General features: G+C 67.9%; 14 protein-coding genes and 1 pseudogene. 5 read left to right on the top strand and 10 right to left on the bottom strand.

All coding sequences use genetic code 11. From position 1 onward, the window contains the following. Position 1: 1 nt before the first annotated feature. Genes J4E96_RS14860 through J4E96_RS14845 form a run of 4 tightly spaced genes read right to left on the bottom strand, consistent with a single transcriptional unit; the run spans position 2 to position 3,226 of the window. Entirely contained in the window at positions 2-1,018 is a 1,017-nt protein-coding gene (locus tag J4E96_RS14860; RefSeq protein WP_227422856.1) for a ParB N-terminal domain-containing protein, read from the bottom strand. Continuing rightward, complete coding sequence (locus J4E96_RS14855) at positions 1,015-1,842, bottom strand: hypothetical protein (RefSeq protein ID WP_227422855.1); 828 nt, start codon at positions 1,840-1,842, stop codon at positions 1,015-1,017. Before J4E96_RS14855 ends, J4E96_RS14860 begins: the two co-directional genes overlap by 4 nt. Further along, a complete protein-coding gene (locus tag J4E96_RS14850; protein WP_227422854.1) occupies positions 1,839-2,312 on the bottom strand; it encodes a hypothetical protein in 474 nt (157 codons plus the stop codon). The genes J4E96_RS14855 and J4E96_RS14850 overlap by 4 nt, the downstream gene beginning before the upstream one ends. Continuing rightward, positions 2,309-3,226, bottom strand: coding sequence for a bifunctional DNA primase/polymerase (locus J4E96_RS14845; RefSeq protein ID WP_227422853.1), 918 nt, complete (start codon positions 3,224-3,226; stop codon positions 2,309-2,311). The genes J4E96_RS14850 and J4E96_RS14845 overlap by 4 nt, the downstream gene beginning before the upstream one ends. A gap of 497 nt (positions 3,227-3,723) precedes the next feature. On the opposite strand from J4E96_RS14845, the gene J4E96_RS14840 reads away from it, so the two are divergent. Further along, complete coding sequence (locus J4E96_RS14840) at positions 3,724-4,221, top strand: HD domain-containing protein (protein WP_227422852.1); 498 nt, start codon at positions 3,724-3,726, stop codon at positions 4,219-4,221. 768 nt (positions 4,222-4,989) lie between these two features. On the opposite strand, the gene J4E96_RS14835 is transcribed toward J4E96_RS14840, so the two are convergent. The 4 genes from J4E96_RS14835 to J4E96_RS14820 all read right to left on the bottom strand — a co-directional run bounded on the left by J4E96_RS14835 (position 4,990) and on the right by J4E96_RS14820 (position 8,621). Beyond that, entirely contained in the window at positions 4,990-5,976 is a 987-nt protein-coding gene (locus J4E96_RS14835; RefSeq protein ID WP_227422851.1) for a CU044_5270 family protein, read from the bottom strand. Continuing rightward, a complete protein-coding gene (locus J4E96_RS14830) occupies positions 5,973-6,590 on the bottom strand; it encodes an RNA polymerase sigma factor (protein ID WP_227422850.1) in 618 nt (205 codons plus the stop codon). Before J4E96_RS14830 ends, J4E96_RS14835 begins: the two co-directional genes overlap by 4 nt. Positions 6,591-6,774: 184 nt before the next feature. Then, entirely contained in the window at positions 6,775-7,149 is a 375-nt protein-coding gene (locus tag J4E96_RS14825; protein WP_227422849.1) for a hypothetical protein, read from the bottom strand. A gap of 536 nt (positions 7,150-7,685) precedes the next feature. Next, positions 7,686-8,621 carry a nuclease-related domain-containing protein gene (locus tag J4E96_RS14820; RefSeq protein WP_227422848.1) on the bottom strand — a complete coding sequence of 312 codons (936 nt, stop codon included), beginning with the start codon at positions 8,619-8,621 and terminating at the stop codon, positions 7,686-7,688. Between the two features lie 741 nt (positions 8,622-9,362). Between J4E96_RS14820 and J4E96_RS14815 the strand changes: the two genes are divergently transcribed. Continuing rightward, entirely contained in the window at positions 9,363-9,692 is a 330-nt protein-coding gene (locus J4E96_RS14815) for a MarR family winged helix-turn-helix transcriptional regulator (protein WP_227422847.1), read from the top strand. 473 nt (positions 9,693-10,165) lie between these two features. On the opposite strand, the gene J4E96_RS14810 is transcribed toward J4E96_RS14815, so the two are convergent. Continuing rightward, positions 10,166-11,140 (bottom strand): LLM class flavin-dependent oxidoreductase, encoded by a 975-nt coding sequence (locus J4E96_RS14810; RefSeq protein WP_227422846.1) that lies wholly within the window; start codon positions 11,138-11,140, stop codon positions 10,166-10,168. Positions 11,141-11,297: 157 nt separating this feature from the next. Next, positions 11,298-12,584, bottom strand: coding sequence for an MFS transporter (locus tag J4E96_RS14805; protein ID WP_227422845.1), 1,287 nt, complete (start codon positions 12,582-12,584; stop codon positions 11,298-11,300). A 390-nt stretch (positions 12,585-12,974) separates the two neighbouring features. On the opposite strand from J4E96_RS14805, the gene J4E96_RS14800 reads away from it, so the two are divergent. The 3 genes and pseudogenes from J4E96_RS14800 to J4E96_RS20450 all read left to right on the top strand — a co-directional run bounded on the left by J4E96_RS14800 (position 12,975) and on the right by J4E96_RS20450 (position 14,842). Continuing rightward, entirely contained in the window at positions 12,975-13,445 is a 471-nt protein-coding gene (locus tag J4E96_RS14800) for a cytidine deaminase family protein (protein WP_227422844.1), read from the top strand. Further along, a complete protein-coding gene (locus J4E96_RS14795) occupies positions 13,446-14,111 on the top strand; it encodes a nucleoside/nucleotide kinase family protein (protein ID WP_227422843.1) in 666 nt (221 codons plus the stop codon). Between the two features lie 33 nt (positions 14,112-14,144). Beyond that, a pseudogene (locus J4E96_RS20450) lies at positions 14,145-14,842 on the top strand (VOC family protein). Positions 14,843-15,122 lie beyond the last annotated feature (280 nt).

Raw genomic sequence — 15,122 nt, 5'->3', positions numbered from 1 at the left:
CTCAGCCCGCCTGTGCCGTGGCGCGCAGGACGTCGCGTGCGGCCCGGCCCGCCTGCGCGAAGGCGCTCATCTGGGCCAGTACTCGTTCGAACGCGGCCCACTCGGGGGCGGTCACCGACGTCGCCAGATCCGCCGGGTCGTACCCGCCAAGCCACCCGTCGAGGTCGTGGAAGGTGATCACCCACATCCGGCGCGACGCGGTGAACCCGGTCGCGGCCGCAGGCGGGCTCGACCCGCGCCGGGTCTTGGGCCGCGGTGCGCGGAGCCGTTCGAGCGCAGCTTCAGCCAGCGCGTCGAGGTCCGCGTCGCTGGGGCGAGGACGCTCAGGTGCGGCGACCTTCCTACCCAACGCCTCCTGCACTGAGTGGTAGGCGGGGTTGACGGGGTTGCCGTCGCGGATGCTCTCCAGGGCCGCCTGGGCGACGTCGCGGACCCGCCGCGGTTGGGCGGGATCGTCGGCGAGATCGCGGATCTGCCCGATCTGCTCCATCCGGGTGTGCGAGGCCGTCCCGGTGACCATCAACGCCGCCTGCTTGCCCGCTTCCCCTGGGCGCGTCCACGGCTCCCCCGATTCGGGGGAGCCGTGTTTTCCTGCGGTTTCGCCTGCGGTGCTGCCTGCGCCGGGCTGCGACCCGAACTGGGTCATCGCGAGGCGGCGTGCGGCGTCCTCAGCCAGGAGCGCTTTGATCTCGCGGTACAGCTCTTCGGCCTCGAGTGCGGTGAACGGTTTGCGGATGGCGTTCTCGTCCTGCTCGGCGAGCATGCGGTGCGCGCCGTCGGAGATCCGCCGCACCCACACGTTCGTGGTCCGCCAGCCCAGTTGCTTGATCACTTCCAGGCGCCGCAGCCCGCAGACCAGCACTCCTTCGGGGGTGATCGTGATCGGCTGCAACAGCCCACGCTCCTGGATCGACCGGGTCAGCGCGGTGAGGTCGCCGAGGTCCTTGCGGTGGCGTGCGCCGACGGCGATGGAGTCGACACTCTGGTCGAGCTGCAGGAACCCGCCCGGGTCACTCATTGGCGCACCGCCTTGTCGCGGGGGACGGACGATGCCAGGGCGGACGTGAGGGCGGGGTCGGTCAGGACCTCATCGACCGGGCAGCCGGCGAGCATCCGCAGCAGCATCCCGCGCCCCGCCGGGACCAGAGCCCGATCGGGGTGGGGGCTCCCCAGGACGGCGGTGAGCACCGCAGTCCAGGCGGCCTGGTCGATGTCGAGGCGGGCACGGGCGACCTTGTCGCGGCGCAGGTACTCGAACGCCGTCGCGGGGTTGCCCGCCAGCTCGAGCCGGGAGCCGATGTACTCCAGCGCGAACCGGGCGGCGCCGCGCGGCCAGCCCAACGACCCGAACAACCGGACCGCGTCGTCGACGGCGGCTTGCAGCTCGACCGGTGCGATGTCGCCCGCCTTGGTCTGTCTCGGGTGCTGCCCGTCATCGCCGGTGTCAGGGCCGGCGAGGTGGACCTCCAAGAAGGTCCAGTCGCGGTCGGTGATCCGTTGCGGGTCGTGCACGTCGACGCCGTGGCGCGCCGTGCGGTCCCCGCACAACAACGACTCGCCCATGAGCTGGGCACTGAGATCCCGTCTGACTGCCGTCGTCACCACAGCCCACGGATCATCTGCCTGGAGTAGGTGCGGGTCGCACATGACTTCGAACGCGAACGACGCGGCGTCCTCACGCGGTTGCCTGAACTTGCGGGCCATCCGTTCGAACCGTGCGATGCAGAATCGTGCCAGCGCCGCACCGTCAGGTCCGTCCCAGCTGGCCGGGTCGGTGGGGTCCGCGAATCGGCGCAGCAGGGCACGCAACCCCTCTGGTGTGCTGAACGTCGGCGTACTCATCCCAGCCGCAACCCCTCCGGCTCGGGTCCGTCCAGCGCCCCATTCGAAGCATCGGCGACGTCCACAGCAGGGGCGGTCTGGCCGCGGTCTCGGTCGCGACCGTCGTCCGGGTCGGCCGCGTGTGGGCGGTCGAGGCGATCGCGGACGGCGCTGCCGATCCGCACGGGTGCGCGCCAGTTCCGGCGAGCGAACGCCGTTTGCATCTCGACCGCGCGCCCGAGCAGCTCCCGGCCGACCATCGTCGGCAGATTGGTGGGCGGGATCCACGCCACCTGCGGGCGCTGCACGCGTGCTCCGGCCGGATCGGTGGTTCGGGCGGCGCCGTCAACACCGGTCGCGACCGCACGGTTGGGTGCCGAGAGCGTCGGGTCGCCGTGGACCGCGAGCGGCGACCTCGCAGCGCCTTTCACTTGAGGGGCGGTCCGTGTCGCAGGTTCGGGTTCGACGTCACGCCGGTCGGGAGGGTTCACAAGGACACCGCCTCAGGGGCAATAGGGGGATCGGGCTCATCTCGGACGACCGCGCTGAGATCAGCTGCCGGGCGGGTATGGCGGAACGCAGACCGGACCGTGGTTTCGGCCTCGCGCGTACTCAGGCCCGCGTCGACACCTGCGGCGCCGAGGCAGCCGAGGGTCGAGTCGACGTCGAAGCCGGCCTCGACCATCCGGCACGCGGCCCAGAACAACCCGCCGTTGCGCTGACCTTGCGGGAGTGAGCGCACGTGGTTCGCCAGCCGCTCAGGGTCAGCGCCACCGCGCACCGGCGCGTACCCGACCGGGCGCGGTGGTGGCGTTGGGTCCACGAATCGCCGCAGCCGTGCCGCATCGACCGGGCCCGCCCGGTGCTCGGCGACGGCGATCACCTCGTAGCGGCGCGCCTGGCCCTCGACCACGAGGCGTGAGGGGGGAGCGATGACGTACCCGCCGTCGCCCCGGAAGTCGATGTGGGTACGCGGTGACTGCCACGACCGCTGCTCGCTGCCGTGGGGGTGCGGAAAGTACGCGTGTGCACCACCCGACGGGGTGCGCACCACCCATACCCACGACGTCACCAGCTCTGCCTCGCGTGCCCGCTTCAGCGCCGGGAAGCCGGACCCCTGGCCATGGACGTCGATGTCCACGACGTCCACGCCACTGGCTGCTCCGGTGGGTAGGCCCACATTCGCGTCCGGGTGCCGGCGCCACCACGACGCAATCCTGCGCGGGTCGGCCGACGCGTCTTTGAACCCGTGCACCGTGAGCGGCTCCTTACCGCCGGCCACACAAGGGAACACTGGGATGCCGGCGCTCGCGAAGTGAAGCGCGGCGGCAGCGAGCGAGCCAGACGACGACGCGACCGGGATCGTGTCGTACGTCCACTGCGGAGACCGGAGAGGGCTGTCCATGGCGATCACTGTGGCGACGGTGCGTGGTCAGATGCGTATCCCCAATCTGCGTACCCCCTCGGGGATACGCAGTGTTTACGCAGGTCAAGTGAGTAGCCTAAGAAGTTGCAAGCTGGGGTTGCACCGCGTCTTCTGGGCCTATCGCGTGGCTCGAGACGTCAGGGGATACGCAGCATCACCCCGGGGTACGCAAGGGGACACGCCGCTCGCCAACAAGTGCGTACCTCCTCCACCGTCCCCGTACCCCCTTCGCTGTCAAGGGTTGCCGCAGTCGCTGGGCGCTGCGAGCGACCTGGCGACGCGACCGTGTCCTGCCGTCTGTGGACAGCCGCGTCGTCGCGGGTGGTGTCGGCGCCATCCACAGATTTGAGCGCCTTGCCGCATTCGGGGCTCGTCGTGACGCAAGGTGGAACGCGACCGGCTCGTTGGGTCGCACCGGAACGGTCACAGGAGCTCAGGCCGAAGCAGAACAACCGTGGACGCACAGGGAGGATGCGATGACGCTGACCGAATCCGCACGCGCACGAGCGCGCGAAAACCTCTCGCCACTCGGTCAGCGCTGGACCCACGTTCGGGGCGTCGTGCAACGCGCCGCGCTGCTGACCCTCGATCTCTGCGAGGCTGAACGTGAGATCGTCTCTGCCGCTGCCTGGCTTCACGACGTCGGCTACACGCCCGACATCGCCGGGACCGGATTCCATCCGTTGGACGGCGCCCGGTATGTGCGGGCAGAAGGATTCCCGGCCGTCGTCGTTGGGCTCGTCGCCTACCACTCTGGAGCGGTCATCGAGGCTCGCGAACGAGGACTCGCCATTGAACTCGCCGAGATCCCAGCACCACCCGCGCACCTGCTTCGGCGACTGACAGCCGCCGACATGACGACCAGCCCAGCAGGGCTTCCGATCGCCGCCCGAGAACGAATTGCCGAGATCCTCACCCGGTACCCCAACACGACCCGGTGCACCGAGCGGTCACACGATCGGGCGAGTCACTGATCAACGTCGCCAACATCGAGGAAGCTCGCGCGCGCGAACACGAGACTCACGAGATTGCGCACCTAAACCCGGTGGCATCCGATCATCGGACCACATAAGTGGCGTTATGCAGCGTCGAGGCAACGTTTCGGGACCAGTGTCGGTTGCGGCTCGGGCCGGGGAGCGGACACCGATGAACTTGTCCTGCATGATTAGGCCGGTCAGCCAGCGCGCCCGGGGGCTGTGGAAGAACCGGCCGAGTGGGTTGTGGTCTCTAGTGAACTCCGTGCGGGATTGTCCAGGGTGCGCAGCGGGCGAGACCGTGTCGGCGTGACCGGCGGCGAGACGGCGCTGCAACCCGTACGCGAACATGAGGTTCGCCAGTTTCGAGCGCGAATAGACACGGTTGCGCTCATACCCGGTATCGGACATCAGATTGTCGAAGTCGAGCCGGGATCGAGCGTTGGAATTGCTGCTCTGCCGGTCGCCGTCTCAATTCACCCGTATGGGGGCTAACCGCCAACACCTTTGTTCATTTCTGTCGGTTGGCATATATGTCGAGATGCAGAACAGGTTGTCAGCGGTCGAGCGTCGTACTTTGACTGGACGGGGCTCTAGTCGCCCGGTCACCGGCCAGTCTGTGCAGATGCGGGACCCGCGACGCGGCTGACGTGCGTGATGCCTGGTGAGGCCTCGCTGTCGCCTCACCAGGCATCACTGCTTTCTCAGACGCCGTGCGTTCGCCCAGGTCCCTCGGACGTGCGCGAGCGCTCGGGGCTCAATCTGGGATCAACCCTCCGCCAAGAGATCGACCGCTGCACCTCCGTCGCAGTGCTTGTCGAGCGTGCAGCCGGGCGGGAGATCCGGGTCGGGCGCGTTCGGCGCGGTGTCGGCCGGCCCCTGCTCGAGGAAGGTGTCGCGGTAGGGCGGGTTGTCGGTGCTGTCCCACCAGAGCCGCTCGAGCAGCCGCCCGGTCTCGGGATCGACGATGAGCTCCTCGTAGGGGCGGGTCACCTGGATTCCGGGTCGCCCGGTGCTGTCGGTGACGTCACCGCCGAGGCTCGTGTCGGGAAGCCGCGCAGCAACCTGCCAGAGCGCCTGCCGCAACGCAGGTGATGCCGGGCTGTTGACGAGCAGATCCTCGACCGCCCCCCAGACGCTCCCGTCCGCCACCGACTTCGGGTCGTCGGGATTGGCGTACCGCCGCAGCGCGTCCTCCAGAGCTGCGGGGTCGGTTGGCAGGGCGAACATCTCGTCCCACGTGATGCCCGGGCCGAACAGCGCTCGGTTCTCCAACCGTGGCTCCGGGCTCAGCACCGTGTCCGTCCAGACGCTCCAGTTTTGGTGCCCGCTCCACGTCTCGCGACGGGCGCTTTCGACGCGGTTGCTGGCGTCGCTCCACACATCAGAGATCTGCACCGAGTGCCAGTAGGCGGCGTCGCGAGAGACGTCCGGCTGCTCGCCGGCCGCCTGACCGGCGCGGATGAACAGCTCCGCAGCACTGGCGGTCGAGATCGGGCTGCCCCCACCGGTGCCAAGCACGGGGATCGCGACGATCGCGAACGCGGCGGCCGCGCCGACCAGGACGGTCAGGCTGATCCGGCGAGCCCGCCGCCGGCGAAGAGGCTGGACCACAGCCGGGCGCACGGCGTCGACCCCATCAGAACACTCGAGGCGGCTACAGAGCTGGGCGTAGGCGTCGGCCAGGCCGTCGGGGTCCGGGGACCCGGTCGGACCGATGCGGGTGAGGCGGTCATCGAGCGTCGGGTTGTTCACAGCGCCCTCCGGGCGAAGTCGTAGATGCGGTCGGTCGAGTCGGTGCCGGTGCGGCGATCCCCGGGCGGCGGTTCCCCGCCAGGCGGGTCGACCAGGCCGGCTAAGCGGCCTCGAGCCCGGTGCAGACGCACCTGGAATGTCGCCACGGTGACGCCCTGCACGTCCGCGGCCTGTGCTGGGGTCAGCCCGTCCCAGGCGACCAGTAGCAGCGCCTCGCGATCGACCGACGAGAGGGCGGCCAGCCCGCGGAGCATCGTCATGCGCTCGACCGCCAGCAGCTCGGCGCCCGGTGCTGGAGCGGGTGAGACCGACGCAAGCCGGGCGAGTTCGTCGTGCAGGACGCGCTGCCGGTAGTGCGAGCGATTGGCGTTGGCGATCGTGTTGCGCGCCACCACGATGAGCCACGGCAGCGCCTCACCGGGAACCTCCGCGAGACGACGCCAAGCCACTAGAAAAGTCTCGGAGACGACTTCCTGGGCAGTGTCGGGATCGACGTGCCGCGTTGCGTAGGCGTGCACTCGGGGGGCGTGAGCGGACCACAGACGTTGGAAGTGCTCAGCGGCGGTGTCACGGCCACTATGCCGTCGCGCCGGGTCGTCCTGTTGAGTTCCCATGCTCTGAGATGTCCGGCCGAGCCCCGGACTTACAGCCAGCTCTGAGATGGGGGCCGTGCGGTCCGGGAATCACCCGGATAGCCCAACCGTGGCGTGCCGCCGTCAGCGCCGAGGACATGGGTTCGGTCACTCTTAAGAATGCGCCGGCGTCGATGCGCCCGCCCGGCCCTTCGCGCCTGGGGCACTATGCCAGCTGATCGACGTGAAGCTCGGCCCGTGGCCCCACAGATTCACGGTTGAATGTGGGCCATTTACCTTGGTCATGCCACAGACGGGCCTGGTTCAGATCCAGCGGCAGTTTCTCGTAAAGGTACGTCAGCGTGTCGAGCATGGCGGACCGGTTGGTCTCGCTGGCGCCAACCTCAGGCTGCGCGTCGCCGCCCTTTATCATGAAAGGTTCGGAACCGTCGCCGAGGTCGATAATTGCCGCATAAACTACTACGGTGCCATAATCACTCGAGTAGCCCATCATCGGCGTGCCGCTTGGAGGCACCGCGCCCTTCACCGTTCCACCATTTGCGATAACTGCATCGAAGTCGGGGAACCCGTCCGTCGTCATAGGAACACGGAGACTATTTAGTGCCTCGCTCGGCAATTTCGCACCACCGGTACCACTAGCACCGATCGAGGACGCAGTGAATGAAAGCCGACCGCCGTGCAAAAAGTTGAGCAATACCGATGAGTCAACGCCAAGTATTCGGCTGCGCGTCGCGACGTCGTCGGCTAGCGAACGACTAACAAGGGCGCTTGACCTAGCGGGACGGCTCATCTCGACGAGGTTGACCAGCGCTAGCGGGCTCATCCCTGAGGCGCTCACGTCCAAGTTCATCGCTTCCCCTTACCTAGGCATACCCACAGCCAATCGGCAGCAACTCCCTGATGTTGAGCCGAACCCACGACATGCTGTGCGCCGCCAAACTCGACGAACTCCTCTTCTCACCGGACAAGACGAGATGACGATGCACGCCCTCATGCAGTGATCCGCTCACGTCCCTGAACTGTCGGTCAGCGACGACCACTACGCCGGCTACGAGACGTTCGATAGACGGATCAATCACAACGGTCGGCGAGCCACCGCAGAGTCGACCACGGCGGTCACGCGACGGGGAACGCGGCGGCGAGGGCGCGATGGATCTCGCTGGCCGCGGCAACTTCGATGAGGCCGGGCGCAAGGAGCTGCTCGCCGGCCTTCTTGGGCCAGAGGACGTCCACGCCGTCGATGACGAAGGAGCCGCCGAACAACGGCCAGTCGGCGTCGACGAAGCAGAGCATCCCGCGGATTGGGACGTCGGGGAAACCAGCCTTGGCGAGAGCGGCGTGAACGAGGGCAACCTGCTTGTGCACGCCGTCGACGATCTTCTTAGAGACGCGAGATCCGACGACCAGCGTCGATATGCGGGGACGAAAGAGGCCGCCTGTGGTCACCACGTGCGGGCGGCCCTTGTAGCGCTTGGCATCGATGACGAACACGCCGGCTGGACTCACGGCGATGTGATCAATGTTGGCCCGCGTCGGAGGGATGCGGCGATCGTGCAGCATCAGCACCCCGCGGGCCGTGAGCGTGTCCAACCCCTGCCCGAGCACTTCCTCGCCCTTGGCCCCACGTGCCCAGGCGGTGGTGCTTTGGGGCTCGTCGGACAACGCGAGAATCAGCCCACCCAGCCGTGGGTGGGCATCGCGGATACGGGCCTCGCGCTTGGCTGATCGACGCTCGTGCTCGCGACGTGCAGATGCGCCGGCCGAGCCGCTGTCGACAGGTGCCGGTCGTGGCTCGGGAATGGCAGGAGTCCTCACCGCCTCGACAACCTCGAGGATCTCGGCGGGCTTGATGACCTCGGCGGCTACGTCGGGGACGGGGCAGGTCACGCAGATCATCGTCTTCGTCGCGCGGTCGTACACGGCGCGAACTCCGGCATCGAGGTCGACCCCGCAGTCACGGCACGTACCCGCGTATCGCAGGCGCATCATCTTCGGCGTCGCTGGAATGTCGTCGATCGGTGTGGCCACGTAGTGGTGATCGGCGCGCAGCACGCCTACCTCAAGGCTTGGGGCCGGTCAAGACATCTGAGCGCCTCCCTGGACGTGCGGGCGCCGCTGGTGCGTCGGATGGACTTCACTGTGGCCCCGAGCTCTCCGAGGTCCACAGACGCGGCGGCCGGCTCGCGCGCCCGGGACAAATCCGTGGACACCGCGAGGCGTCGTGCGGCACCGCGGCCGATGTCGATCCGGTGTCCCCCATGAGATTAGTTGCGCCTGTGGAAACGAATTGATAGTTTCTCATGAAGAAACGACTTCGGAGGCGACCATCGTGAATCACGACGAAGCTGTAGATCGACTTGAGGAAGTACGCCGTGTCCGCCTGCTGTCGGCGAGTAGCGGCGCATGGTTTACCGCAGGCACTGCGTCCGTGGCGGTGCTAGGGATGGGGGTGGCGGCGGACCTCGACATGTGGTGGCTCTCAGGCCTGGTGATCATCAGCGTTGCCGGTCTGTGGGCAGCGCACCCAGTACGTACGCGACTTGACTGGTCGGATCGCTTCGGCGCCTGGCTTGTGGTCGGCGGTGGAACTCTGGCCGTGACGGCGTACATCGCCGTCCAGTTTCCTGTTCGCGCAGCGGGGTGGGTCGTACCAAACACCATCGGCGCGACCGCAGCCATCGTTGTCTTACTCATCCTGTGCAGGGCCGGCCTGCGACGCATGGCCAGTGGAGTCCCGCTGGCTCCGCACCCATCGGGTGTCCCCCTGACCCCGACGCACCCCGGAGAAGGGTGATGATCGAGCACTCCGGCGATTCTCGGCTGGCGCCCCTTCGTCTGGACCCGTTGCTGCACGAACCAGCACGGCTGTCCATCCTGGCTGCGCTCACTCCCGCCGAATACATTGCATTCTCAGCACTTCAACGGCTCATCGGTGTGAGCAAGTCGGCACTGTCGAAACACATATCTGCTCTCGCCGATGCGGGGGTTGTTGTCATCACGAGTAGTCCGGCGGACAAGCGGACTCGGCGCATCGCCCTCACTGAGTTTGGGCGTGAGTCTTTCGACACCTACCTCCACAGGCTCGAAGAGATCGTCCGATCGGCCAGAGGAGGATCCGCATGACTTCGGTGCGCGGTCTATCGCACCGTCCACACGGCACGCGGCACGCGGCACGCGGCACGCGGCACGCGGCACGCGGCACGCGGCACGCGGCACGCGGCACGCGGCGACAGGACACCAGACGGATCAATGGAACGCGTCGACGAACTATTCGGGATGACTCCGGTGAGTAGAACCGGGTCTGACGCCAGGCTTGGCCAAAGGCCACGACGGGCGTCCAGGAGTTGGTCGAAGCAGGTGTAGTGCGCCTCGACGTCGATCGCGTCGTAGGCCGTGTCGCGCATGGTTTTGACCCTGAGCATTCGGACTATGTGGTGCCAAATCGTGTCGGGCCAGGCGACGCCTAGCGGTCGTCAAGTGCCGGAGTTGCATGCACGAGGCGGCTGACGCGGGCAGTCCCCACCGCCGATCTACGATCGGCGCGTGGTCCACCTCGAGGCCTCGACCTACCGCATCTCCTCAGACCAGACCGACGCCTAGAGGATGCTAGCGAGAGAACCGAGGGCCTGGACAGGGTCGTCCCCGACGGGCTGTAGGACGACGCAGTCGGCACCCGCCGTGCGCATACGGGCGAGCGAGGCCCTTGCGTCGTCCCTGGTCCCACTGACCGTGAGGGCATCGACCCACGCGTCGGGCAGTGCCGCGACGAAGTCTGCCCGGCTGGCGGAGCGAGCCCGCAGCGCTACGATCTCGTCCGCGAAGGGCAACGGCGCCAGGTGGGCCTCCCAGCCGGGCTCACCGATCCACTCGAGCCCGGCACGGACGGCTCGTCGGGCTGCACGGGGATCCGCGTCGACAGCTGCTGCGTTGTACGCGACGACGCGGTGGTCGGCGGCCCCGATCTGCTGGCGGGCCTGTGCGATGTACTCGGGTGCGGAGGGCTCGGCGAGCACGGTGCCGTCGGCCACCCGTCCGGCGAGCGCGAGCGAGCGGGGACCGCGGACCCCGGCAAGGATCGGCGGCGCGGTCCTGGGGCCCCCCTCGAGCTGCACGGCGTCCAGGTGCACGTACCGTCCGTCGACGCTCACCTCGTCGCCGGACAGCAGACCGCGCAGGGCGGTCACATGCTCCTCAAAGGAGGTGAGGATGCTCTCCGGCCAGGCGCCCACGCTCTCCATCCAGGCAGGCATGCCGTGCCCGATCCCGAGGTGGAGGCGGTCACCGAAGAGGTCGATGAGCGTCGCGGCCTCCATCGCCGTGAAGGCGACGTTGCGGGCCGAGGCTGGGAGGATCCCGACCCCGACCCGGATGCGTGAGGTGACCGCGAGCACCGCGGCCGCCTGCGCGATCCCGCCGCGGAAACCGAGGTCTTCGACGACCCAGAGCTCGTCGAACCCTGCGTCGTCTGCTGCCCGGGCGAAGTCGAGGATCTGGTGGGCCGGGAGGTCCCGGGGGAGCATGATGCCGATCTCAGGGAGTGTGCTGTCCGGGGTCGCATCGTCACGAGTCATGGCTACCAGCGTACGTATGCGGACCCTCCGACAGGGTGGCTGGCACGCTGGTGACGCTGCTCTCCGGGCCAGCGGCTGGAGCGCGTCGGACGTGACCTCGGAGGCGTGGGCGGGCTGCATGACCTCGGCGGTCTCACCACATAGCGCCTCGGGGAGTTCAGCCCTTCGTGTCGCTGGTCTCGGCGCGCGAGACGGCCGCGCCGGGGGCCACAGCAACATCGCCCGACTCCGACTCCGACTCCGACTGCTCCCGCGGCCGGGCGGCCGACGTGAGCAGCGACGCGAGGGCGACGACGACGAGCACGACGACCATCGCGCCGCGCAACCCGTAGTGCTCTCCGAGGAAACCGAGCAGGGGCGGTCCGACGAGGAACGCGACATAGCCGGCGGTCGCGACGGCGGCGACGGAGGAGGTCGGGTCGTCGCTGTCTCCGGCGGCAGACAGGGTGACGGGGAAGCCGAGCGCGGCGCCGAGGCCCCAGAGGATGACGGCGCAGCCGGCGACGACCACGTTGTCCGCGAAGACGACGAGTGCGATGCCGGCGGCGGAGACGAGGGCGCTGACGCGCAGGACGGCGACGTTGCCGAAGCGGGCGAGCAGCGGCTCGCCCGAGAACCGGCCGATGGTCATGGCGGCTGCGAAGCCCGTAAAGATGACGGACCCGAGGGTCTCGGACATCCCGTGGCCGTCGACCATGAGGAGCGGGAGCCAGTCGCTCGCGGAGCCCTCGGCGAGGGCGAGGGCGAGGATGATGAGCCCGAGCATGAGGATGCGGTGCTGCTTCCAGACGGACAGCTGCTCGCGCCAGGTGGATGACGCTCCGGTCCCCTTGCGGGCGAGCCCTGTCGTGGCCGGGACCGTCGGCACGGCCCAGAGGGCGGCGGCGGCACCTGCCACAGCGATCCCGGTGAGGTGCCAGACGACGGGGAAGTCGGCGGCGGTCAGACCGATGCCGACGCTGGCGCCGACCACGGTGCCGAGGCTGTAGCAGCCGTGCAGCATCGGGAGGACGGAGCGGCCCGAGGCGTTCTCGATGTCGGCACCCTCGATGTTGAGCGCGATCTCAGACATCCCGACGCCGCCACCGACGAGCGCGAGGCCGACGAAGACCCCCGGTGTGAGTCCGAGGCTCGACCCGACGCCGACGAGCGCCAGTCCCACGACGAGGCTGGTGCCCCCGATCGCGATGGCCCGGCGGGACCCGTGCGCCCTCACGACAGAGGCCGACGACAGCACACCTGACATGGAGCCAACCGAGAGCCCGAAGAGCACGAGGCCCATCTGCCCCGTCGAGGCGTCGAGCAGGTCGCGCACGGCGGGGGTGCGAACGACCCAGGAGGCCATCGAGACGCCGACCACGAGTGAGAACAGGAAAATGGCGGTCCGACGACGGCGGAGTTCAGGGCTGAACGGCGGACGGGCGCCGACGGGGGTACTGGACATATGTACGAGCGTATCGCTGGGGTCGTGCCGAGCTAGCCCACTCTTCCGCCCACAGGCGCACGAGCCAAGGTTGCGACTGCGGCTACGTCACCTACGTCTCGCCGTACTCCAGCTGGCGCAACATCCTCGGGTTCCCCGTGCTGTCCGCAACCGGCTAATCGAGCTGGACCCCGGACGCATGGCCGAATCGGTGGCGACCACGACCGGTATCAGACCCACATCGCTGAGTTTCAAGCGGCAATTGCGCTGAGGCACCGCGCGTTAGCTGTCGCTTTGTGGTGATCGACGTCCAGTTTTCCTAGGCGCTACCGGGAAACGTGGGCGTCGTTCGGGACGGGTCGGCGTGCAACTCGAGGCAGGGCGCAACCGGCTCCGCGGTAACGTCGCGGTGTGGCAGACCGGCACGATGATTTGATCGCGGCAGCTGAGCAGGTGATTCGCCCGCACCGCGTCGGTGACCGCCTCTTCGGAGACGTTGGCGCCACTCTCGTCACCGTGGCCAGCAACCAGTACGCCGGGGTCTGCATCGACACGGGCTCTGGCACGGGCTTTTGCGCCGAGCACAGCGCGATCGCCGCGATGGTGACAGCGGGGGAATACCAGATCACCAAGATCGTCGCGGTGTGGCGCAACCAGACGGGTGACCTGCACGTGTTGCCGCCCTGCGGACGGTGCCGCGAGTTCATCCGCCAGATCGACCCCGCCAACCTCGATACCGAGATCGTCCTGGGGCGGCACCGATCTGCGCCCCTTCGCGAGCTCCTGCCCGAACATCAGTGGCCCGAGGCCCTCGATCATCCTCACCGCATCGACGACGCGGCACCGTCTGTCGAACCGCGTGCCGCAGACGGGCTCGACTGAATGCCCGGTGGACGGCACGGCGAGGATGACGACGGCACAGCGCTGCGTGCACAGTTGCGCGACGTTCACTGGATCGGTGGCGGCAGTGGCGCCGGCAAGTCGACCGTCGCCCGCCGTGTCGCCGCTCGGTACGGCCTGCGGCTATACGTGACCGACAATGTGATGTCCGATCACGCCGGTCGGAGCGGGTCCAACGACGCGCCATTTTTGAGCGAGTTCCTCGCCATGGAAATGGACGAGCGCTGGGTGAACCGATCACCCCAGACGATGCTCGAGACGTTCCACTGGTTTCAGGGTGAGGGTTTCGACGGGGTCATCGACGATCTTCTGCTCCTTCCCGCAGGACCACCGGTGATCGCCGAGGGATTCCGCCTGCTCCCTCGCCTCGTGCAGCCTTTGCTCGCCTCACCGGATCACGCCGTCTGGCTGCTCCCGACACCGGACTTTCGCCGGGCCGCCTTCTCGAGTCGGGGCTCGTCGTTGGAGATCGCAGGCAAGACCAGTGATCCGGCCAAGGCTTTGGCGAACTTGCTCGAGCGTGACCGGATGTTCACCGATCGCCTCCGCGAGGAAGCGACGAGTCTCAGACTGCTCACCATCGAGGTCGACACCGCGATGACTGAAGAAGACCTCACCGACCGAGTCGCGGAGGCGTTCGGACTCTGAGCCGGGATCGAGCCTCCAGGTCGGGACCACCACATGACTGTCGGTACGCCGCGAGTCGCCCGCGACGTACGCGGCCAACTGCGCGCTGTCCCACGAACCTCGAGGGGTGATGACGGTGCTGTGGCGTATGGCGCGCCCCCGCGGGAGTCTTCAACGGGGCGGGGCGTCACGGTACGCAGTCTCACGCGGACAGATCCTGACCTGCTGGCCGCGATCCGAGTGCCTTCGGCCTCTCGGATCGCGAAGCAGCCACGGCCGCGAACAGATCGTTGGCGGCTTGGTAACGTCCAACGCATGCCCATCAAGCTAGAGAACGTCGGCATCGCCGTCCGTGACCTCGAAGCGGCGATCGCCTTCTTCACCGACCTCGGGCTGACCGTCCAGGGCCGGGACACAGTCAGCGGAGAGTGGACCGACACCGCCGTCGGCATCGAGGGCAACCACGCCAACATCGCCATGCTCCAAACGCCAGACGGCAACGGTCGCCTCGAACTGTTCGAGTACATCCACCCCGACGCGATCGAGACAGAGCCCACACGGCCCAACAGATCGGCATGCACCGCGTCGCCTTCTCGGTCGACGACATCGACGAGGCCCTCGAAATCGCCGCGAGGCACGGCTGCCACCCGCTGCGCGGCGTGGCCACGTACGAAGACGTCTACAAGCTCACCTATATCCGCGGCCCCAGCGGCATCCTCGTGATGCTCGCCGAGGAACTGCACAAGAGCTGATCACGAGTCGATTGCCGCGAGAGCATCGGCACCCGGGGTATGCCCCTGACCGAATGGTTAAACGAGACAGCTGTCACTGGACAGGTGCTCGATCGCCGATTCTGCCGCCGTAGCGGAAATGTGCCCGACCTGTCAGGTCTGATTGGGCGAACTGACGCACGAAAGGCTTCTCTCGGGCGAGGTGCTCTGCATCGTCGTCGCCTGTCATTTCTGCAGGCTGCAGTCGGTTACTTGAGGAGCAACAACTGATGCGCGAAACGCCGAGTCTCGGCTTCAGCGG

Source organism: Pengzhenrongella sicca, assembly GCF_017569225.1.
Classification (GTDB): Bacteria; Actinomycetota; Actinomycetes; order Actinomycetales; family Cellulomonadaceae; genus Pengzhenrongella; species Pengzhenrongella sicca.
The sequence above is the reverse complement of the archived record's forward strand: the minus strand, read 5'-3'. Positions and strand labels throughout refer to the sequence as shown.